The 17,099-nt window shown below is 65.4% G+C and carries 16 protein-coding genes; 6 read left to right on the top strand and 10 right to left on the bottom strand.

The window, feature by feature from the left end; translation table 11 throughout:
• Positions 1-98 precede the first annotated feature (98 nt).
• Entirely contained in the window at positions 99-503 is a 405-nt protein-coding gene (locus tag FAZ98_RS15175; RefSeq protein WP_158952143.1) for a DUF302 domain-containing protein, read from the bottom strand.
• 121 nt (positions 504-624) lie between these two features.
• Positions 625-2,055 (bottom strand): MFS transporter, encoded by a 1,431-nt coding sequence (locus tag FAZ98_RS15170; protein ID WP_158952142.1) that lies wholly within the window; start codon positions 2,053-2,055, stop codon positions 625-627.
• 127 nt (positions 2,056-2,182) lie between these two features.
• On the opposite strand from FAZ98_RS15170, the gene FAZ98_RS15165 reads away from it, so the two are divergent.
• Positions 2,183-2,908 carry an ArsR/SmtB family transcription factor gene (locus FAZ98_RS15165; protein ID WP_158952141.1) on the top strand — a complete coding sequence of 242 codons (726 nt, stop codon included), beginning with the start codon at positions 2,183-2,185 and terminating at the stop codon, positions 2,906-2,908.
• Positions 2,909-2,916: 8 nt separating this feature from the next.
• Here the strand turns inward: FAZ98_RS15165 and FAZ98_RS15160 are convergent, their stop codons facing one another.
• Both FAZ98_RS15160 and FAZ98_RS15155 read right to left on the bottom strand, forming a co-directional pair.
• Complete coding sequence (locus FAZ98_RS15160; protein ID WP_158952140.1) at positions 2,917-4,128, bottom strand: M20 aminoacylase family protein; 1,212 nt, start codon at positions 4,126-4,128, stop codon at positions 2,917-2,919.
• 47 nt (positions 4,129-4,175) lie between these two features.
• Positions 4,176-5,465 (bottom strand): MFS transporter, encoded by a 1,290-nt coding sequence (locus FAZ98_RS15155; RefSeq protein WP_158952139.1) that lies wholly within the window; start codon positions 5,463-5,465, stop codon positions 4,176-4,178.
• A 207-nt stretch (positions 5,466-5,672) separates the two neighbouring features.
• Between FAZ98_RS15155 and FAZ98_RS15150 the strand changes: the two genes are divergently transcribed.
• Complete coding sequence (locus FAZ98_RS15150; protein WP_158952138.1) at positions 5,673-6,650, top strand: LysR family transcriptional regulator; 978 nt, start codon at positions 5,673-5,675, stop codon at positions 6,648-6,650.
• Between the two features lie 6 nt (positions 6,651-6,656).
• On the opposite strand, the gene FAZ98_RS15145 is transcribed toward FAZ98_RS15150, so the two are convergent.
• The gene (locus FAZ98_RS15145; RefSeq protein WP_158952137.1) at positions 6,657-7,763 is read right to left on the bottom strand and encodes a 4-hydroxyphenylpyruvate dioxygenase family protein; all 1,107 of its coding nucleotides are present in this window, start codon (positions 7,761-7,763) and stop codon (positions 6,657-6,659) included.
• An 88-nt stretch (positions 7,764-7,851) separates the two neighbouring features.
• Between FAZ98_RS15145 and FAZ98_RS15140 the strand changes: the two genes are divergently transcribed.
• Complete coding sequence (locus FAZ98_RS15140; RefSeq protein WP_233272774.1) at positions 7,852-8,469, top strand: VC0807 family protein; 618 nt, start codon at positions 7,852-7,854, stop codon at positions 8,467-8,469.
• Between the two features lie 11 nt (positions 8,470-8,480).
• On the opposite strand, the gene FAZ98_RS15135 is transcribed toward FAZ98_RS15140, so the two are convergent.
• The 4 genes from FAZ98_RS15135 to FAZ98_RS15120 all read right to left on the bottom strand — a co-directional run bounded on the left by FAZ98_RS15135 (position 8,481) and on the right by FAZ98_RS15120 (position 10,677).
• Complete coding sequence (locus FAZ98_RS15135; RefSeq protein ID WP_158952136.1) at positions 8,481-8,810, bottom strand: hypothetical protein; 330 nt, start codon at positions 8,808-8,810, stop codon at positions 8,481-8,483.
• Positions 8,807-9,181 carry a phage holin family protein gene (locus FAZ98_RS15130; RefSeq protein ID WP_158952135.1) on the bottom strand — a complete coding sequence of 125 codons (375 nt, stop codon included), beginning with the start codon at positions 9,179-9,181 and terminating at the stop codon, positions 8,807-8,809. The genes FAZ98_RS15135 and FAZ98_RS15130 overlap by 4 nt, the downstream gene beginning before the upstream one ends.
• A gap of 113 nt (positions 9,182-9,294) precedes the next feature.
• On the bottom strand, positions 9,295-9,552 hold the full coding sequence (locus FAZ98_RS15125) for a CsbD family protein (protein ID WP_158952134.1): 258 nt from the start codon (positions 9,550-9,552) through the stop codon (positions 9,295-9,297).
• 213 nt (positions 9,553-9,765) lie between these two features.
• A complete protein-coding gene (locus tag FAZ98_RS15120; RefSeq protein WP_158952133.1) occupies positions 9,766-10,677 on the bottom strand; it encodes a mechanosensitive ion channel family protein in 912 nt (303 codons plus the stop codon).
• 198 nt (positions 10,678-10,875) lie between these two features.
• Here FAZ98_RS15120 and FAZ98_RS15115 point away from each other — a divergent pair, with 198 nt between their 5' ends.
• The gene (locus FAZ98_RS15115; protein ID WP_158952132.1) at positions 10,876-11,493 is read left to right on the top strand and encodes a LysE family translocator; all 618 of its coding nucleotides are present in this window, start codon (positions 10,876-10,878) and stop codon (positions 11,491-11,493) included.
• An 88-nt stretch (positions 11,494-11,581) separates the two neighbouring features.
• Entirely contained in the window at positions 11,582-13,960 is a 2,379-nt protein-coding gene (locus FAZ98_RS15110; RefSeq protein WP_158952131.1) for a DNA polymerase II, read from the top strand.
• Here the strand turns inward: FAZ98_RS15110 and FAZ98_RS15105 are convergent.
• Entirely contained in the window at positions 13,957-15,360 is a 1,404-nt protein-coding gene (locus tag FAZ98_RS15105) for an aminotransferase-like domain-containing protein (protein ID WP_158952130.1), read from the bottom strand. The two genes, FAZ98_RS15110 and FAZ98_RS15105, sit on opposite strands and share 4 nt — an antisense overlap.
• A gap of 187 nt (positions 15,361-15,547) precedes the next feature.
• Between FAZ98_RS15105 and FAZ98_RS15100 the strand changes: the two genes are divergently transcribed.
• Positions 15,548-16,876, top strand: coding sequence for an aspartate aminotransferase family protein (locus FAZ98_RS15100; protein ID WP_158952129.1), 1,329 nt, complete (start codon positions 15,548-15,550; stop codon positions 16,874-16,876).
• Positions 16,877-17,099 lie beyond the last annotated feature (223 nt).

Raw genomic sequence — 17,099 nt, 5'->3', positions numbered from 1 at the left:
CGCGAAGTCCGCTAAGGTACGCGAAGGCCGCCGCGCCTGTCAATTTTTAAGTAAATGCCGAAAATGCACCAAAATGCTGCTTCTGCACTGCACCTACTTCAGTGCATGGCGTCCTGAATGAGTGCCGGTACACGCTGGAGCGGCCCGAGCACTTCGGGCGTGATGCCGTAGAGCGGACCGAGCGTCTGCGAGACATCGCGGTAGTCGACGCGCGCGTGGCCTTCGTCGTCTTCCCACACCACGAGACGCAGCGGCAATTCCACGGCCGCATGCGGATTCGCGGCCATCACGGGCGTGCCCGCCTTCGGGTTGCCGAACAGGATCAGCCGCGTGCGCCGTAACGTGAGTCCGGCCGCTTCGGCGGCCTCGCGCTGGTCCACGTCGGCGAACACGACGGCACCGGCGGTGGCGAGCAAGGTCTTCACGCGCGCGATCGTCGTATCGAAGTCGTGGGCGCTTTTCAACGTCAACACGGATGACGGATGCTGCCCGTATTCGGCCATGGCTAAGCTCCTTCATTGGCGCGCCACGCGCGGGATGCGCGGCGCATGCAAGGACTGTAGTCCAGATTCCGGGCGACTTCCGTGACTTCCGCATGTTCGAGTGCAGCTTCGGCACTCTACTTCATGCGTTCTTCTTCGCGGCACGATAGTTCAGGTGCGCGTCGTGTGACCCCGCGCGCCACCCCGCGCTCCACCCGATTCCCGCCGCGAACACCGACAGCCCGGCCGCGAGCAGCAGGTCGAAGCGCAGACCGGCGCCGATCGAAGCGCGCCCCGCGAGCCACGCGCCCGCGACGGCCACGCCGAGCGCGGCGCCGGTCTGCCGGGCGGTATTGAGTACGCCCGCTGCCACGCCGGAGCGTTCCGCGTCGACCGACGCCATGAGCGCGGCCGTGGCGGCGGGCGTGATGAGGCTCGCGGCGAGGCCGATCAGCGGCAGCGCCCCCATCAGCGCGCCGTCATGCATGGAGGTCGCGTCGAGGGGCGCCACGCTCAGCGCCGCGCCCAGATAGCCGAGCGCGGCCAGCCCGCATGCGCCTGCCACTAACGCGCGCGCCCCGAGCCACGCCGCCGCGCGGCGCGAGAGCAGGCTGCCGAGCGGCACCACGACCGTGAGCGGCAGAAACGCCAGCCCCGCGTGTGCCGGCGAATAGCCGCACTGCTGCTGGAAATACAGGCTCAAGCCGAACAGCAAGCCGTAGAACGTGAACGCGGAAATCATCGAAACGACCACGGCCGCCGTGAACACCGGCTCACGAAAGAAGGCCAGCGGCAACATGGGTTGCTCGCGACGCGCCTCGAGCGCGATGAAACCGGTTCCCGCCAGGCACGCGGCGGCGAGTCCCGCAACGACGGGCATCGCAAGCCAGCCGCGCGCCGGTGCCGCGATGATCGACGCATTGACGAGCGCGAGCGCGGCCACGGCGCAGATCTGCCCTGCGAGGTCGAACCGGCGCGGCGCGACCGCCAACGCGCGCCGGAGCGCTTGCGGCGCGATCCGCCCCGCCATGGCGATGCCCGCGAGGCACACCGGCACGTTGAGCCAGAAGAGGCTGCGCCAGCCTGCAACGCCGATTAGCACGCCGCCGAGCAGCGGCCCCGCCGCCATCGCGACGCCGCCCAGCCCCGCCCAGACGCCGAACGCGGCGGCGCGCTCGCGCGCATTCGCGCAAACGCCGTGAATGAGCGCCATCGACGCCGGCACGAGCAGCGCCGCGCCCACGCCCTGGAGCACGCGGCCGAACGTGAGCGACGCGAGCCCGGGCGCCGCGCCGCACCACGCCGAAGCCGCCGTGAACACCGCGAGTCCCGCGATATAAACCGGGCGCGCGCCGAGCCGGTCGCCGAGCGTGCCGCCCGAAAGCAGCAGGCTCGCGAACGTGAGCGTGTAGGCGTTGACGACCCACTGCAGCCCCGCCACGCCGCCCGCCAGATTCGCGCCGATGCGTTCGAGCGCGACGTTGACGATGGACGTGTCGAGGATCACCACGACGTAGCTGATACTCGTTGCCCATAACACGCGCCGTCGCACATCGGGGGTGGTGGCTTGCATCGGTTCTCCTTGCGTTCGCCGGGTTCGCCTTCAGTATTGGGCGCGATGCGTTGGCGATGTTTCGATGCGCGTCGAAACATGCGACCATGAGCGCGCGTTACGCTACGGGCAAGTTCCGGAGAATTCGATGACTGTCCAGCCGAGAGTGTCCGCCACGGCCTTTTTGATTGCCGATCCCGCGCGCGCCGCCATGTTGATGGCGCTCGCCGACGGCCGCGCGCTACCTGCGGGCGAACTCGCCTATGCGGCCGGCGTGACGGCGCAAACCGCGAGCAGTCACCTTGCGAAGCTGCTCGACGGCGGGTTGCTCGCGGTGGAAAAGGAAGGCCGGCATCGCTACTATCGGCTCGCCGATGCGCAAGTGGGCGCGCTGCTCGAAAGCCTCGCAACGGTCGGTGCGCGCGCAACGATCCGCCGCAAGCCGCTCGGTCAGGAAGCGCGCACGCTGCGTTTCGCGCGCTGTTGCTACGACCATCTCGCGGGCCAGCTCGGCGTGGCGATCACGGGGCGGTTGACGGAAGCCGGCCTGATCGCCGAACACGCCGACAAGCGTTTCGTCGTCACGGCGGCGGGCACGCAATGGTTCGGCGATCTCGGCCTCGACGTGGCGATGCTCAAGCCGGGCCGGCTGGGCATCGCGCGGCAATGCCTAGACTGGACCGAGCGGCAGCACCACCTGGCAGGGCCGCTCGGCGTGGCGTGGCTGGCGTTGATGTGCGAGCGCGGCTGGATGCGCCGCCAGGAAGGCTCGCGCGCCGTGCTCGTGACGCAGCCCGGCTGGCGCGATTTACGCGACCGGCTGGGCCTCACGCCCGACTCGATCGCTTCCTCCGATAACGATTCGGATGGCTAATCAAACGGCTAGGCTGTGAGAAAGCGCTGCGCGAGCCGGACCCAGCATGCCGCGCCGAGCGGCAGCACCTGGTCGTTGAAATCGTAGCCGGGGTTGTGCACCATGCAGCCGCCGAACTCGCCCTCGCCATTGCCGAGCAACAGATAGCAGCCCGGCACGGCGTTGAGCATCCACGCGAAATCTTCGCTGCCGTTCAGGCCTTTGGGCGCCTGCATCACCACGTTGTCCGCGCCTACGAGTTCGGCGCAAACCTGCTGCGCGAGCGCGGTTTCTTCGGCGGTATTGACCATCGGCGGCGTGAGTTGACGATAGTCGATATGCGCCTCCACGCCGTGTGCCTGCGCCGTCAACGACACGATCTCGCGCACGCGCGCTTCCACGAGCGCGCGCGTCTCGGGGCGCGCCGCGCGAATGTTGAGGCCGAGCGTAACGGTCTCGGGAATCACGTTGTGCGTTGCGCCGCCGCGAATGAAGCCGACCGACACGACCGCGGTTTCGTCGGGTGCCACGTTGCGCGCCACCACGGTTTGCAACGCCGTGACCAGCGCGGCCGCCGCAACGATAGGATCTTTCACGCGATGCGGCATGGCGCCATGGCCGCCCACGCCTTTGAGCGTCACGTCGGCGACATCGGAAGAGAGACTGACCGAGCCCGGCAGCACGCGAAACGTACCCGCCGGCACGCCCGGCATGTTGTGCAGCGCGTAGACGGCATCGCACGGAAAGCGCTCGAACAGGCCGTCTTCGATCATCGCCTTCGCGCCGCAGAGGTTTTCCTCGTCGGGCTGAAAGATCAGGTTGAGCGTGCCGTTGAAGTCGCGCCGTTCGGCCAGCGCTTTCGCGGCGGCCAGCAGGATCGCGGTGTGGCCGTCGTGACCACAGGCGTGCATCTTGCCGGGCGTCTGGCTCGCGTAGGAGAGTCCGGTCTTTTCGACGATGGGCAGCGCGTCCATGTCGGCGCGAATCCCCAGGCGGCGCGTGCCGCTGCCGACCTTCAACTGCCCCACCACACCGCTCTTGCCGATTCCCGTGTGGACCTCGTAGCCCCACGTTTCGAGCAGCATCGCGACCAGCCTGGCCGTGGCGCTCACTTCGAAACCGAGTTCGGGCTGCGCGTGAATCTGGCGCCGGATGCCGATGAAGGTTTCGGCGTCGATCTCAATCTCGGGCAGCAGCGAAGGCAGAAACTGGAACGGCGTGAGTGAGTTTTCTCGTTTCATAAGGATTCCAGATGAAGTATCGGACGATGTGTCCGAGGCGAGTGATGTCAGGCGACGCGCGGCTCGCGAATGGCGCTCACCGCGCAGAACGTGATGACGCCGCACGCGACGAGGTACAGCGCCGGAGACAGCGGATTGCCGGTTTTCGCGAGCAGCCACGTCACGATGAATTGCGAACTGCCGCCGAACACCGTCACGCCCACGCTGTAGATCACCGAGAGCCCGCTCGCGCGCACACCGGCGGGCAATAGCTCCATCAGCATGAGCAACATGGGCGTGGAGCCGAGATTGGCCGCGGCCGTCATCACGACCGAGAGCGCGAGCACGAGCGGCACGCTCGGCATGCGCGTCATCAGCCAGAACGCGGGCACCACGATGAGAATATTGAACACGAGCGAGCCGAGCACGAGCGGCTTGCGGCGCGTGAGCCGGTCGGCGAGCAGGCCCGAGACGAGCGAAGCGACGAGCATGGTGAGACCGGTTGCGCAGCCCGAGAGCAGCGCGAGCGACGGCGGCATCTTCAAGACGCGAATCATATAGGTCGGCATGAAGAACACCACGAGGTACATGCCCACCGTGCCCGCGGTTACCGACAGAATGCCGAGCCCCACTTTCGCGCCATGCTCGCGCAGCAGCGTGCCGAGCGGGCTCGGCGCGTCGGGTTCGGCCTGGTGGGTCTCGTCGAGCTTCGAGCGAATGTAGAGACCGACCGGCGCGATCAGCAGACCGCCCAGAAACGGCAGGCGCCAGCCCCAGCTCTCGAGCGCGGTTGGCGTGAGCGTCGCGTAGAGCACGGTGCCCGTGAGTGCGCCGATCAACGCGGAAATGCCCTGGCTGCCGAGTTGCCAGCTCACGCGAAAGCCGCGCTGCCCCACTTCGCCCGATTCCATCAGCATGGCCGTGGAGGCGCCAATCTCGCCGCCCAGCGAAAAGCCTTGCAACAAGCGCCCCGCGAGAATCACGAGCGAACCGGACACGCCGGCTTGCGCATACGTGGGCGCGAACGCGATGCAGAGCGTGCCTATGACCATCAACAGGATGGTGAGTGTCATTGCGGCCTTGCGTCCGCGCCGGTCGGCGTAGCTGCCGATCACGAGACCGCCGAGCGGCCGCATCACGAAGCCGATGCCGAACGTCGCGACCGCGAGCAGCAGCGAGCCGTAGGGGCTATCGGAGGGGAAAAAGAGCCGCCCGATCAGCAGCGCGAAGAAACTGTAGACCGTGAAGTCGTACATTTCGAGCGCGTTGCCGATCGAGCAGGCGGCGATCAGGCGCAGCTGGCCTTGCCGGGCGGCCGTGGGCGGCGTGATGGCGGCGCTGAGCGTTGCGTCATTCATGGCGGTTCTCCCGCAGGCAGTGGAAAAGGCGGCGAAGTGGCTGGGTGTGCGAGTCGATCATCGGCCCAGTGCGACTTTTGAAAGAAGTGATAAATTTTCATCGTGATAACCAAACCGAATCGACGTCATAACCGGCACTATGCTGCCATTGTCGTTTTCCATGAAATGCGGTTCCGCACCAAAGTGCGCCCACCCGGAGTGACATGAATGAAACTGCATCAGTTGCGGGTGCTACTCGCGCTCGCGCAGCACGGCAGCATGCACGAGGCATCGCGCAGCCTGCATATCTCGCAACCGGCACTGTCGAAGGCCATTGCCGAGCTGGAGCGGGAGTTGGGTGTCACGCTGATGTCGCGGTCGGTGCGCGGCGTGAGTCTGACGAATTACGGACGCACGCTCGCGAAGCGCGCAAGCGTGGTCGAGCAGGAGTTGCGGCACGCGCTCGAAGATATCGAGGCGATGCGCGGTCACGCCGAGGCGCAGCTCAATATCGGCTTTTCGGCGGTGGCGTCGAGCGGCCCGTTGCCCGAATCGATCGCGGCGTTTCGCGCGCGCTTTCCCGGCGTTGCGCTTCACGCCTATGAAATGCGCCCGCAGCAGATTCTCGAAGGCCTGCGTGAAGGCCGGCTCGATCTCGCGCTGATATCGACCAACAGCGGCCCCGGCACCAGCGCGTTCCAGTGGGAATCGCTCTTTTCCGTGGGCATGGTGCTCGCCGCGCGGCCAGGCCATCCGCTCGGCCGCACGACGCGCCTGCGCGACCTGCTCGACGCCGACTGGCTCACGCTCGACCCGCTCGACGACCCCGGCAGCCCGCTCGCGAGCCTCATGCGCCTGCACCGGCTGGAGATGCCCAAACGCATCGTGCACAGCGTGTCGAACCTGCTCGGCCTGCATCTCGCCACGCAGACCGACGTCATCAGCATGTGGTCGGACTTCGTGTTTTACGGTTCGGTCGGCCCGCTCAGGCTCAATCGCGACGCGCTCCATACGCTGCCGATCCGCGACGAGCTGCCCGACTTCCACGTCTACATGGTGTATCGATCGACCGATCTGATGACGCAAGCATGCGCCGAATTCGCCAAGGAAATGCGGCATCGCAGTCGCACGATGGTGTCGCCGCGCGCGGCTGCGGCTCCGGTGACGAAGCGCGCGCGCAAACCCGCGGCAACGCGCGCGACCTGACGGCGCTTAGTCCGGCCGGCCGCGCGCGCTGGCGAGCGCATCGAGATTGCCTTCGCCGAAGCCCGCGTGGCCGCTGCGCTGCACGATCTCGAAGAAAATCTCGCCGGGCCGGCGTTTCACGAAGGTCTGAAAAAAGAGGCGTGGCGGGCCGTCCGGGCTCGTTTCGCCGTCGACCAGCACATGGCGCGCGCGCAAGGCCGCGAGGTCCGTGCCGTGGCCGGGCAGGCGCGCATCCACGCCCTCGTAGTACGCGGGCGGCGGCTCGACGAACTCGACGCCGTTGACGCGAAGTGCGTCGACGCACGCGAGAATGTCGTCGGTGGCGAGCGCGATGTGCTGCACGCCTTCGCCCGGATGCTCGGGCAGATAATCGTGCATGAGCTGCGTGCGCCGCGTACCCTCCTCGTACACCGGAATGCGCAGATCGCCGTCCGGCGACACCATCACACGCGATTCCTCGGACACATGCCAGTTCGCATTGATCTCGTGAATTTCGCGAAAATGCAGCAGATCACGATAAAAATCGAGCCATTCGCCGATCCGGCCCGCGCCCACGGTCTGCGTGAGATGATCGACGCGGCGCAAGCCGGTACCGCCGTGATCGAGGTCGGTATGCGCGGTGGCGATGTCGAGCGGCCGGAAGTCGATGTCGAAGATCGAAATATCGCCCACGCCGCCGCGCTGGCCGTTGCGGCCGCGCCAGCGATCGACGAAATACAGGTGCGAGTCGCCAATGCCCTGAATGGACGGAATGGTGAGTTCGGCGGCGCCGGTGCGTTCGCCTTCGAAGGCCCAGGCGCCGAGCGAAATGGCGTGCTCGAAAGCGCGGCGCGCGTTGGCCACGCGCACGCCAATCGCGCAAACGCCCATACCGTATTCCTGGGCGTAGCGGGCGGCGAACGAATCGGGTTCGGCATTGAGCAGGAAATTCATCTGTCCCTGCCGATAAAGCACCACGTCCTTGCTGATATGGCGCGCGATGGGCTTGAAGCCGAGCTGCTCGAAGCGGCGGCCGAGGTCGGCGGGCGTGGGCGCGGCGAACTCGACGAATTCGAGTCCGGCCATGCCGAGCGGATTGTCCGTTTGCGGCGAAAAGTGGGACGGGCTGGACATGCAGAAGACTCCTGACGCAAGGGTATGACGAAGCACGTCAATTTTAACCAGTTCGTACACTTTTGACGAAGTGCCGGAGATCGCGCCGATGATTCCTTCCCTGCGCTGGGTGTTCGCAATCGTCGTGAACGTCGCGCTCCCCGCGCTGGCGTATCGTCTCGCCCTGCCGCACTTCGGCGTGACGGGTGCGTTGGTCGCCTCGGCGTTGCCGCTGCTCGCGTGGATGGCGGTCGATCTCGCGCGCTTTGGCCATTTCGACGCGCTCAGTGCACTCGTGCTGGCGGGTATCGCACTGTCGCTCATTGTGCTCGTTTCAGGCGTGGGAAGACAGTGGCACGAGGCCCGCGAACCGGCCGTGAGCGGCGCGATCGGCGCGTTATTTCTCTTGTCGTTACCCTTGGAAAAGCCGCTGGTCTTCTGGCTCGCGAGATCCACGCTCGCCCGCGAAAAGCAAGGCCGGGAGATCGATTTCGATGCAATGTGGACCTCGCGTCCCGGCCTCGCGAGATCGATCCGCCTCATGACCGCCGTATGGGGTGTCGGTCTCGTCGCCGAAAACCTGATGCGGCTCTGGATCTCGCTGCAGATGAGCGGCGAGGCCGCCGAACGGCTGTCGCTGTTGTTGCGCTACGCGACCTACGGTGCCCTTGCGGGATGGACGATCCTGTACCGGCGCTTCTATCTCAAGCGTTCCGATCGCGCGTAGCGATGCGCAGCTCAGGGCGCGCGCAATGTGCTGCGCGAACTGGCCACGCGAGCGCGGCGCGCAATGAGTCCAGGCAAGCCCGAGCGCAGCACCAGCGGCACGATGCGTTTCGGGCCCACCAGCAGCGAGCCGAGCACCACCGAGCCGAGCAGCGTGACATTCGGCGCGGCAAACAACGCCCGGCCGATATTCGGCAGCGTGAGCGAGCTGCCGGGCGTCTTCGCCGCCTGGTCGTTGAGGCGCGAACCGACATTGGCCGCGAGCAATTGCACGCGCGTCACCTCCATGCGCATCAGCATGGCGGCTTCGCGCTGCCGGCGAAGTCTGGCGCGAGGATTCATTTGAGTGCCTCCTTGATCGTTTCCAGATCGGCGCGCATTTCGTCTTTTAGCAATCCGAACGATTGAGCTGGACGTTGCGAGCGAACCACCATTAGCGCCACGATCGACATGAGGAACCATGCGGCCGCGACGCCCCACACTACGGCGAGAAAATACGGCGTGCCCCACGCGGTCGCGATCAAGGCGACGCAGAGGAAGGACAGCGTGAACATACCGCCCACGGCGAGCGCGACCAGCGCGAGGAGTTCGCGCATGACGCGCGCGCGTGTTTCGGCGACTTCGATCGAGAATAGCTGGCCATAGTCGGACAGACGGGCCGTGAGGAACCGCGACACATTGCGCCAGCGGTCGAGCTTCGAATGAACCGACATGGCCATCCTCCTGCGCAGGGCGCTAGCGGGCAATGCACGCGGTGCGGGTTCTCGCGCATTCTCGTCGAGTCAGCGCGTCGACCTCGCAGGCGTGGCATCGCCTTGATTCGCGATTATTCGCGGTTATTGGCCCACAACGCGCCCAGTGCGAAACCGATGCCGATGGCGGCGCCCAGCACCACGAGCGGCTTGTCGCTCATGGCGTCGCGGGCCACCACGGCGGCGTCGGCCATCAATTCCTGAGAGCGGCCGCACAATGCCTTGGCCTTGCCCGAGAGCTGCATGCCCGCGTCGCCGAGCACGTCGCCTGCGAGGCTCTGTGCTTCGCCCGCCGCTTCCCGCGCCATGCCTTCCACTTTCGTCGTTTCCATGCTCGTGCTCCTTGTTGGGCCGCGTGCGCGGCCGTTATTGGCGACAACCCGAGTCGCGTTCACGGAAAACCTGAGCAACAGCCATACCAGCTAAAACGGCCGCTGAAATCGCTGCCGTTTCGGTAACTTGCCGTGTCGATACGACGGCGAGGCCGGTAAGAACGAAAGCACATGCGCGCAAAGCGTGCTCGACGCGAGCGCGTATCGCATGCATCACGACCGCGTCAGTTCGGCTTCCGATTCGTGCCGGTCTTCTGCCTGATTGCCGCCGCTTGCGCGGGTTTGTGCATCTCGGGCGCCCGCGCTTGCCGCCGTTTCGCCCGTCACTGCGATGTCGGCGGCCGCGAGTGCGTCGTGTGCATGATCGTGCAGGTCGTCGACGGCAGGCTGCGCGTCCGGTTCGCGCACCCACACGCTCAGACGCAGGCGCACGCCGCCGTCCGGCAGGTAGCTGTCGACAACGACGCTCGGCGCGAGCGTGTTGCCGGCCAGCACGCGTGGTTCGTCCGCGACGAGCTTCTTCAATTGCGCGATGGCGGCATCGACCTGCTCGCGCCGCGCCAGATCGATCGTCACGTCGACACGCTGCGTGCCGCCGCTGCTGTAGTTGATGACCGGATTGCTCCAGATCTGGCTGTTCGGCACGAACACCGCATTGCCGTCGCTGCGCTCGATATGCGTGGTGAACAGCCCCACTTCGCGCACGATACCGGCGGCGGCGCCGCTCCCCTCGATCACATCACCGGCGCGGAACGGCCGCAGCATCAGCAACATAATGCCGGCGGCAATATTTTGCAGGGTGCCCTGAAGCGCGAGACCAATGGCGAGACCGGCAGCCCCCAGTGCCGCCAGCACGCTCGCCGTGGCAATGCCCACTTCGCTGAGGGCGGCGACGATCGCGATCGCACGCACGGCCCATGCGGCTATGCCCGCGAGCATCGGCGCGAGCGTCGGATCCGCGTGCGAGCGCAACAGCATGCTCGCGAACAACTGCGCCATACGGTTGGAAATCCACCAGCCGACCACGATGACCAGCACGGCGACGATCAGATGCATGACGTCGTGCGTGGCCGTCGCGAGCAGCGAGGGTTGCAGATGGAAAAGGCGGTTGAAGAAAGCGTCCATGGTCGAGTCGATCGCTAATGGAGTGGCCAATTCTTCGGGTTAGCAGTCCGTATGCCCGCAAGATAAAAATGGGGCTGCATCTACCTTCGACCCTGATCCGTACCGCCCTGCGTTTCGCTAAGTGTACCGGTACTGTATCGTGAACTGTCGTTACACTGACTTTCCACTGAAACTGCACTTTTCTTCCGGAGTTCCGTCATGCTGCCTGACCTGCTCAGCGCGCTGCCCGCCGGCATGCTCTTCGTCGTGGTGACGTCGATCACGCCCGGCCCCAATAACACCATGCTGCTCGCGTCGGGCGTCAACTTCGGATTTCGCCGCACGGTGCCGCACGTGCTCGGCATCAGCGCGGGCGTCGTCGTCCTCATGCTCTCGGTGGGCTTCGGGCTCGGTGAACTGTTCCGTCGCGTACCGTCGCTCTATATCGCGCTCGAAGCGGCGAGCGTCGCGTATCTGCTCTACCTCGCGTGGAAAATCGGCACGTCGGGCGACCTCAAGGTCAAGAGCGGCGAACATCGGCCCATGCGCTTTCATGAAGCCATTGCGTTTCAGTGGATCAACCCGAAAGCGTGGATGATGGTGCTCACCGCCGCCACCACGATCCGCCTCACCGCCGAATTCGGCGCGAATACGCTCATGATGGCCGTGCTGTTCTTCGTGGTCGGGTTGCCGTGCATCTGCGTCTGGGCCGCGTTCGGCACCGGCATGCGGCGTTTTCTGTCGAATTCGCGCCGCCTGCGCGCGTTCAACGTGGCGATGGCGCTCTCGCTCGTCGTCTCGATGTATCCGCTCGTGGCGCATCTGCTGCAACATTGAGCCGATTAAACCGGCTTATCCGCCCGCCGCCGCGCGCGTTTCAACCGCTACAATCGCAAGCGGGAAATAGCGGCGGCGGAGTCATATTTTGTCTGAGTTTGAAGCGGGTTTTATTCTCACCCGCCATTGGCGCGATACGGGCGAACACACGGAAGTCGACTTCTGGCTCGCGACGGAGAACGGTCCGCGGCAGTTGCGTCTGCGCCCGCCCGTCTCAGTCGCGTTCGTGCCCGCCGGGCACGAAACGGCGTTGCGCCACGAACTCCGTACCTCGCTGAAGCAGGACGCGCGCATCGAGTTGCGCCCGCTCGCCTTGCGCGACTTTCAGCAGCGCCCCGTGCTCGGTCTCTATTCGCCGCAATATCGTGTGTTGAGCGGGCAGGCCAAACGCCTCGCGAAGGCCGGCATCGACGTGTACGAAGCCGACGTGCAACCGCCCGACCGCTACATGATGGAGCGCTTCATCACTGCACCGGTGATGTTTCGTGGCACGCCCGACGCGAGCAATCGGCTGCTCGACGGCGAGATGAAACCCGCGAACGGTTACCGCCCTCGCCTCAAACTCGTTTCGCTCGACATCGAAACGAGCGCGCGCGGGGAGTTGTATTCGATCGCGCTCGAAGGCTGCGGTCAGCGCCAGGTCTATATGCTCGCGCCCGCGAACGGCGACGCCAGTCAGGTCGATTTCGATCTGGAATACTGCGAGAGCCGCGCGCACCTGCTCGAGTGCCTCAACGCGTGGATGGCGAAGCACGACCCCGACGCCATCATCGGCTGGAATCTCGTGCAATTCGATTTGCGCGTGCTGCATGCGCATTCGCAGCAAACCGGCGTGCCGCTCAAACTCGGCCGCGGCGGCGAAGTCATGGAGTGGCGCGAACACGGTGTGCATGCGAATCACTTTTTCGCGGGCGCCGCGGGCCGGCTCATCATCGACGGTATCGAGGCGCTGCGCTCCGCCACCTGGAGTTTCCCGTCGTTCAGCCTCGAATACGTGTCGCAAACGCTGCTCGGCGAAGGCAAGTCGATCGACAATCCGTACCAGCGCATGGACGAGATCCAGCGCCGCTTCGACGAAGACAAACCCGCGCTCGCACGCTACAACCTCAAGGACTGCGAACTGGTGACGCGCGTGTTCGAGAAAACGGAGCTGATGTCGTTCCTGCTCGAACGCGCTTCGGTCACGGGCTTGCCCGTCGATCGCAGCGGCGGTTCCGTGGCGGCGTTCACGCATCTTTATCTGCCGAAGATGCACCGGCTCGGCTATGTCGCGCCCAATCTCGGCGACGTAGTCGGCGAAAACAGTCCTGGCGGTTTTGTGATGGACTCGCGGCCCGGCATCTACGATTCGGTGCTCGTGCTCGATTACAAGAGTCTGTATCCGTCGATCATCCGCACCTTCCTGATCGATCCCGTGGGACTGATCGAAGGTCTGGCGCAGCCCGGCGACGAGGCATCGGTGCCCGGCTTTCTCGGCGCGCGTTTCTCGCGCGAGAAGCATTGTTTGCCGGAGATCGTGCAGCAAGTCTGGGAAGGCCGCGAAGAGGCCAAACGGCAGCACAACGCGCCGCTATCGCAGGCGCTCAAAATCATCATGAACGCCTTCTACGGCGTGCTCGGTTCGACCGGTTGCCGTTTCTTCGATCCGCGTCTGGCTTCGTCCATCACCATGCGAGGCCACGAAATCATGCGCCGGACCCGCGCGCTGATCGAGGCACAAGGCTACGACGTGATCTACGGCGACACCGACTCCACCTTCGTCTGGCTCAAGCGCCCGCACGAAGAAAGCGAAGCGACGCAAACGGGCAAGCAACTCGTTGCGCATGTGAATGCGTGGTGGAAGGATCATCTGCGCGAGGAATACGGACTCGACAGCGCGCTCGAATTGCAGTTCGAACGTCACTATTCGCGCTTTTTGATGCCGACGGTGCGCGGCGCGGAAGAAGGCAGCAAGAAGCGTTATGCGGGACTCACGCTTGCGAAGGACGGCAGCGAAGAAGTCGTGTTCAAGGGGCTGGAAACGGTTCGCACCGATTGGACACCGCTCGCGCAACAGTTTCAACGCGAGCTGTACCGCCGCATTTTCAAGCGCGAACCGTATGCCGACTACATTCGCGATTATGTCGCGCGCACTTTGAACGGCGCCATGGACGAGCAGCTGATTTATCGCAAGCGCTTGCGCCGCCCGCTCGCCGACTACGAGCGCAACGTGCCGCCGCACGTGCGCGCTGCTCGCGTCGCCGACGAATACAACCGCGTGAAGGGCCGTCCGCTGCAATATCAGAACGGCGGCTGGATCAGCTATGTGATGACGACGGCTGGCCCCGAGCCGCTGGAGACGCTGAGTTCGCCGCTCGATTACGCGTTCTACGTCAGCCGCCAGTTGCAGCCGGTCGCGGACGCGATTCTGCCCTTCCTGCGCGAAGATTTCGACACGCTGATGTCGGGCCAGCAAAGCCTTTTCTAGCGCACGCGCTCGATGAATCGCCAGAGCGCGTCGTCGAGAGAATACGGCGCGTTGAAGCGAAACCACGCGCTCGGCGCGTCGTCGGGGCGGAAATACGAGCCCGGTGCGAGCCAGATGCCGTCGCTCAGCGCCGCCGTGGCGATCGCGGCCGCCCGCCCGGCTTCGACCGGCAGCTTCGCCCAGATGAAGAGTCCCGCGCGAGGCCGGTGAAACACCTCCAGACCAAGCGCGTCGAGCCGCTCCTCGACCGTTGCGTGCGCAACCTTCAGGCGTTCGTTCACGAATTCAACGTGACGGGCGTGGCGCCCTTCGAGCAAGACCTTGTCGACGAGGCGCTCGATCGTTTCCGACGACGTGAGTCCCACCGCCATCTTGGCCCGCGCGAGTTCGCGCAGCACGTCGCGCTCGGCCACGACGTAGCCGCAACGCAGCGAAGGCGTCACCGTTTTCGAAAAGCCACCCACGTACAGCACGCGCTGCAAGCCTTCCATGGCCGCGAGCAACGGCGCGCCGGGCGGCGCGAGTTCGCGGCTCACATCGTCCTCGACGACCCACATGCGTTCGCGCTCGGCGATCTGCAGCAGCCGGAACGCATTCGCCATCGTATAAGTCGCGCCCGTGGGGTTCTGCAGCGTGGTGTTGACGAACATCGCCTTGGGCTGGTGCGCGGCAATCTGGCGTTCGAGTGCATCCATATCGAGACCGGCTGGCGTGCGCGGCACGCCATGCACGGCAAGACCCGCCAGCTTCAAGATCTGCAATAAATTGCAGTAGCCGGGATCCTCCACCAGCACGGCGTCGCCGGGGCGCAATAAAGTGCGCACGATCAGGTCGAGCGCCTGCGTTGCGCCTTGGGTGAGCAGGACGTTCGAGACCTCCACGGGCAAGCCCTGACGGTCGAGCTGTACTGCGATGCGTTCGCGCAGCGGCGCATAGCCGTAGGGATGCCCGTAATCGCCGAGCCGCACGGCGGGCACGCGGCTCATCGCGCGTAACGCATGATGGAGACCGCTTTCGTTGATCCACTCGCCGGGCATCCAGCCGCAGCCGGCCTTGATTGGGACCGAGTGATCGGCGAACACGTCGGAGAGCAGCCACGTGGCCGTGAGCGTGGGCGGCTGCCAGCCGGTCACGCTCGCACGCGCCGTCTCGCTGCGTGGCGCCACACGGTAACCCGAGCCGCGCCGCGCGACCACGAGGCCGGTCGAGACGAGCCGGTTGTACGCCTCGGTCACTGTATAGGTCGAAAGCGCGTGCGTTTGCGCGAGTTGGCGCACCGAAGGCAGAAGCGCGCCGGCGCGCAAGGTCTGCGCCTCGATCGCGCGCGTGAAGCCCTGAACAAGCTGTTCGACCAGCGTTACGGGGCCGCCGCGGCGGCGTTCGAGCGGGAATTCGATCATCGTGAAAGTTGGTAAAGCGCCAGGGGAAACCCGCACGATTGCACGGTCGAGCCTTTAGCGACCAATACAGTTGACGGGGTTGGTCCAGCACGGTTATCAGCGCAGTATAGAGACTGTCTATGTGGCGCTTCAAGTGGCCGGGCTACAGTGGCACGCATCGACTGCGTCAACTTGAGGAGAACCCCGTATGACTTCGCGCCCCGTCATCGACGATCTCTCGTCGTTCTGGATGCCCTTCACGGCCAACCGCCAGTTCAAGGCCGCGCCGCGCCTGCTCGAATCGGCCAAGGGCATGTACTACCGCACGACCGACGGCCGCGAAGTGCTCGACGGCTGCGCGGGCCTCTGGTGCGTGAACGCGGGTCACGCGCGCGACGAAATCGTTGCCGCCATCGCCAGCCAGGCCGCCACGCTCGACTTCGCGCCCACGTTCCAGATGGGCCACCCGCTCGCATTCGAGGCAGCGAGCAAGGTGGCCGAACTGATGCCGGCAGGGCTCGATCGCGTGTTCTTCACGAACTCGGGTTCGGAGTCGGTCGATACGGCGCTCAAGATCGCCCTGGCCTACCACCGCGCGCGCGGCGAAGGCCAGCGCACCAAGCTGATCGGCCGCGAGCGCGGCTATCACGGCGTGGGGTTCGGCGGCATTTCAGTGGGCGGGATCGGCACGAATCGCAAGGCCTATTCGGGGCAACTGCTGCCGGCCGTCGATCATCTGCCGCACACGCACAACCTTGAGCACAACGCGTTTTCGAAAGGCCAGCCCGCGTGGGGCGCGCATCTCGCCGACGACCTCGAGCGCATCGTCGCGCTGCACGATGCTTCGACGATCGCCGCGGTGATCGTCGAGCCGGTCGCCGGTTCGACGGGCGTGCTGATTCCGCCGCAAGGCTATCTGCAACGCCTGCGCGAACTCTGCACGAAGCACGGCATTCTGCTGATTTTCGACGAAGTCATCACGGGCTTCGGCCGTCTCGGCAAGGCCACCGCCAGCGAGTATTTCGGCGTGACGCCCGACCTCATCACGATGGCGAAGGCCATCAACAATGCCGCCGTGCCGATGGGCGGCGTGGCCGCGAGCCGCGCGATCCACGACACGGTCGTGAACAACGGCGCGCCGGGCGCGATCGAACTGTTCCACGGCTACACCTACTCGGCGCATCCGCTCGCGGCGGCCGCGGCAATCGCCACGCTCGATCTCTATCGCACGGAAGGCCTGTTCGAGCGCGCCAACGGCATCGCACCGAAGTTCGAAGCCGCAGCGCACGCCCTGCGCGACGCGAAACACGTCAAGGACGTTCGCAATCTCGGCCTCGTGGCCGGCATCGAACTGGACTCGCGCGACGGTGCGCCCGGTGCGCGCGCGTACGAAGTGTTCGTGAAGTGTTTCGAGGCAGGCGTGCTGATCCGCTTTACCGGCGACATCCTGGCGTTCTCGCCGCCGCTGATCGTGAGCGAAGAGGAAATCGCGCGCATTTTCGACACCGTGCGCAAGGTGCTCGATACCGTGGCGTAACGCCAACGCAGCCGCGTGCATTTTTGTGCACCGGCACTTGAATGCATGCGGATCGAGCGGATGACGACGGATGGGGCATCAGCGATACACCGCACGGGCGGCCCGAATCAGGGCCGCTTTTTTTGCGCCTGTGCGGCGAGTGGGCCGGCGCTGCCCTTCCCGATCACGGTACAAGCACGCGAGGCCGCATCGGCGTATCGTTGCGGGTATCGATGATTCCCGC

This window comes from Paraburkholderia acidisoli, from assembly GCF_009789675.1.
Taxonomy (GTDB): Bacteria; Pseudomonadota; Gammaproteobacteria; order Burkholderiales; family Burkholderiaceae; genus Paraburkholderia; species Paraburkholderia acidisoli.
This window is presented reverse-complemented; position numbering and strand designations above follow the sequence as displayed.

Coding starts and splice junctions, on each gene's coding strand:
- FAZ98_RS15135 (WP_158952136.1), bottom strand. CDS start 8,810: ATGAATCCTCGCGCCAGACTTCGCCGGCAGCGCGAAGCCGCCATGCTG.
- FAZ98_RS15170 (WP_158952142.1), bottom strand. CDS start 2,055: ATGCAAGCCACCACCCCCGATGTGCGACGGCGCGTGTTATGGGCAACG.
- FAZ98_RS15145 (WP_158952137.1), bottom strand. CDS start 7,763: ATGTCCAGCCCGTCCCACTTTTCGCCGCAAACGGACAATCCGCTCGGC.
- FAZ98_RS15100 (WP_158952129.1), top strand. CDS start 15,548: ATGACTTCGCGCCCCGTCATCGACGATCTCTCGTCGTTCTGGATGCCC.
- FAZ98_RS15175 (WP_158952143.1), bottom strand. CDS start 503: ATGGCCGAATACGGGCAGCATCCGTCATCCGTGTTGACGTTGAAAAGC.
- FAZ98_RS15155 (WP_158952139.1), bottom strand. CDS start 5,465: ATGAATGACGCAACGCTCAGCGCCGCCATCACGCCGCCCACGGCCGCC.
- FAZ98_RS15115 (WP_158952132.1), top strand. CDS start 10,876: ATGCTGCCTGACCTGCTCAGCGCGCTGCCCGCCGGCATGCTCTTCGTC.
- FAZ98_RS15140 (WP_233272774.1), top strand. CDS start 7,852: ATGATTCCTTCCCTGCGCTGGGTGTTCGCAATCGTCGTGAACGTCGCG.
- FAZ98_RS15125 (WP_158952134.1), bottom strand. CDS start 9,552: ATGGAAACGACGAAAGTGGAAGGCATGGCGCGGGAAGCGGCGGGCGAA.
- FAZ98_RS15105 (WP_158952130.1), bottom strand. CDS start 15,360: ATGATCGAATTCCCGCTCGAACGCCGCCGCGGCGGCCCCGTAACGCTG.
- FAZ98_RS15120 (WP_158952133.1), bottom strand. CDS start 10,677: ATGGACGCTTTCTTCAACCGCCTTTTCCATCTGCAACCCTCGCTGCTC.
- FAZ98_RS15130 (WP_158952135.1), bottom strand. CDS start 9,181: ATGTCGGTTCATTCGAAGCTCGACCGCTGGCGCAATGTGTCGCGGTTC.
- FAZ98_RS15150 (WP_158952138.1), top strand. CDS start 5,673: ATGAAACTGCATCAGTTGCGGGTGCTACTCGCGCTCGCGCAGCACGGC.
- FAZ98_RS15165 (WP_158952141.1), top strand. CDS start 2,183: ATGACTGTCCAGCCGAGAGTGTCCGCCACGGCCTTTTTGATTGCCGAT.
- FAZ98_RS15160 (WP_158952140.1), bottom strand. CDS start 4,128: ATGAAACGAGAAAACTCACTCACGCCGTTCCAGTTTCTGCCTTCGCTG.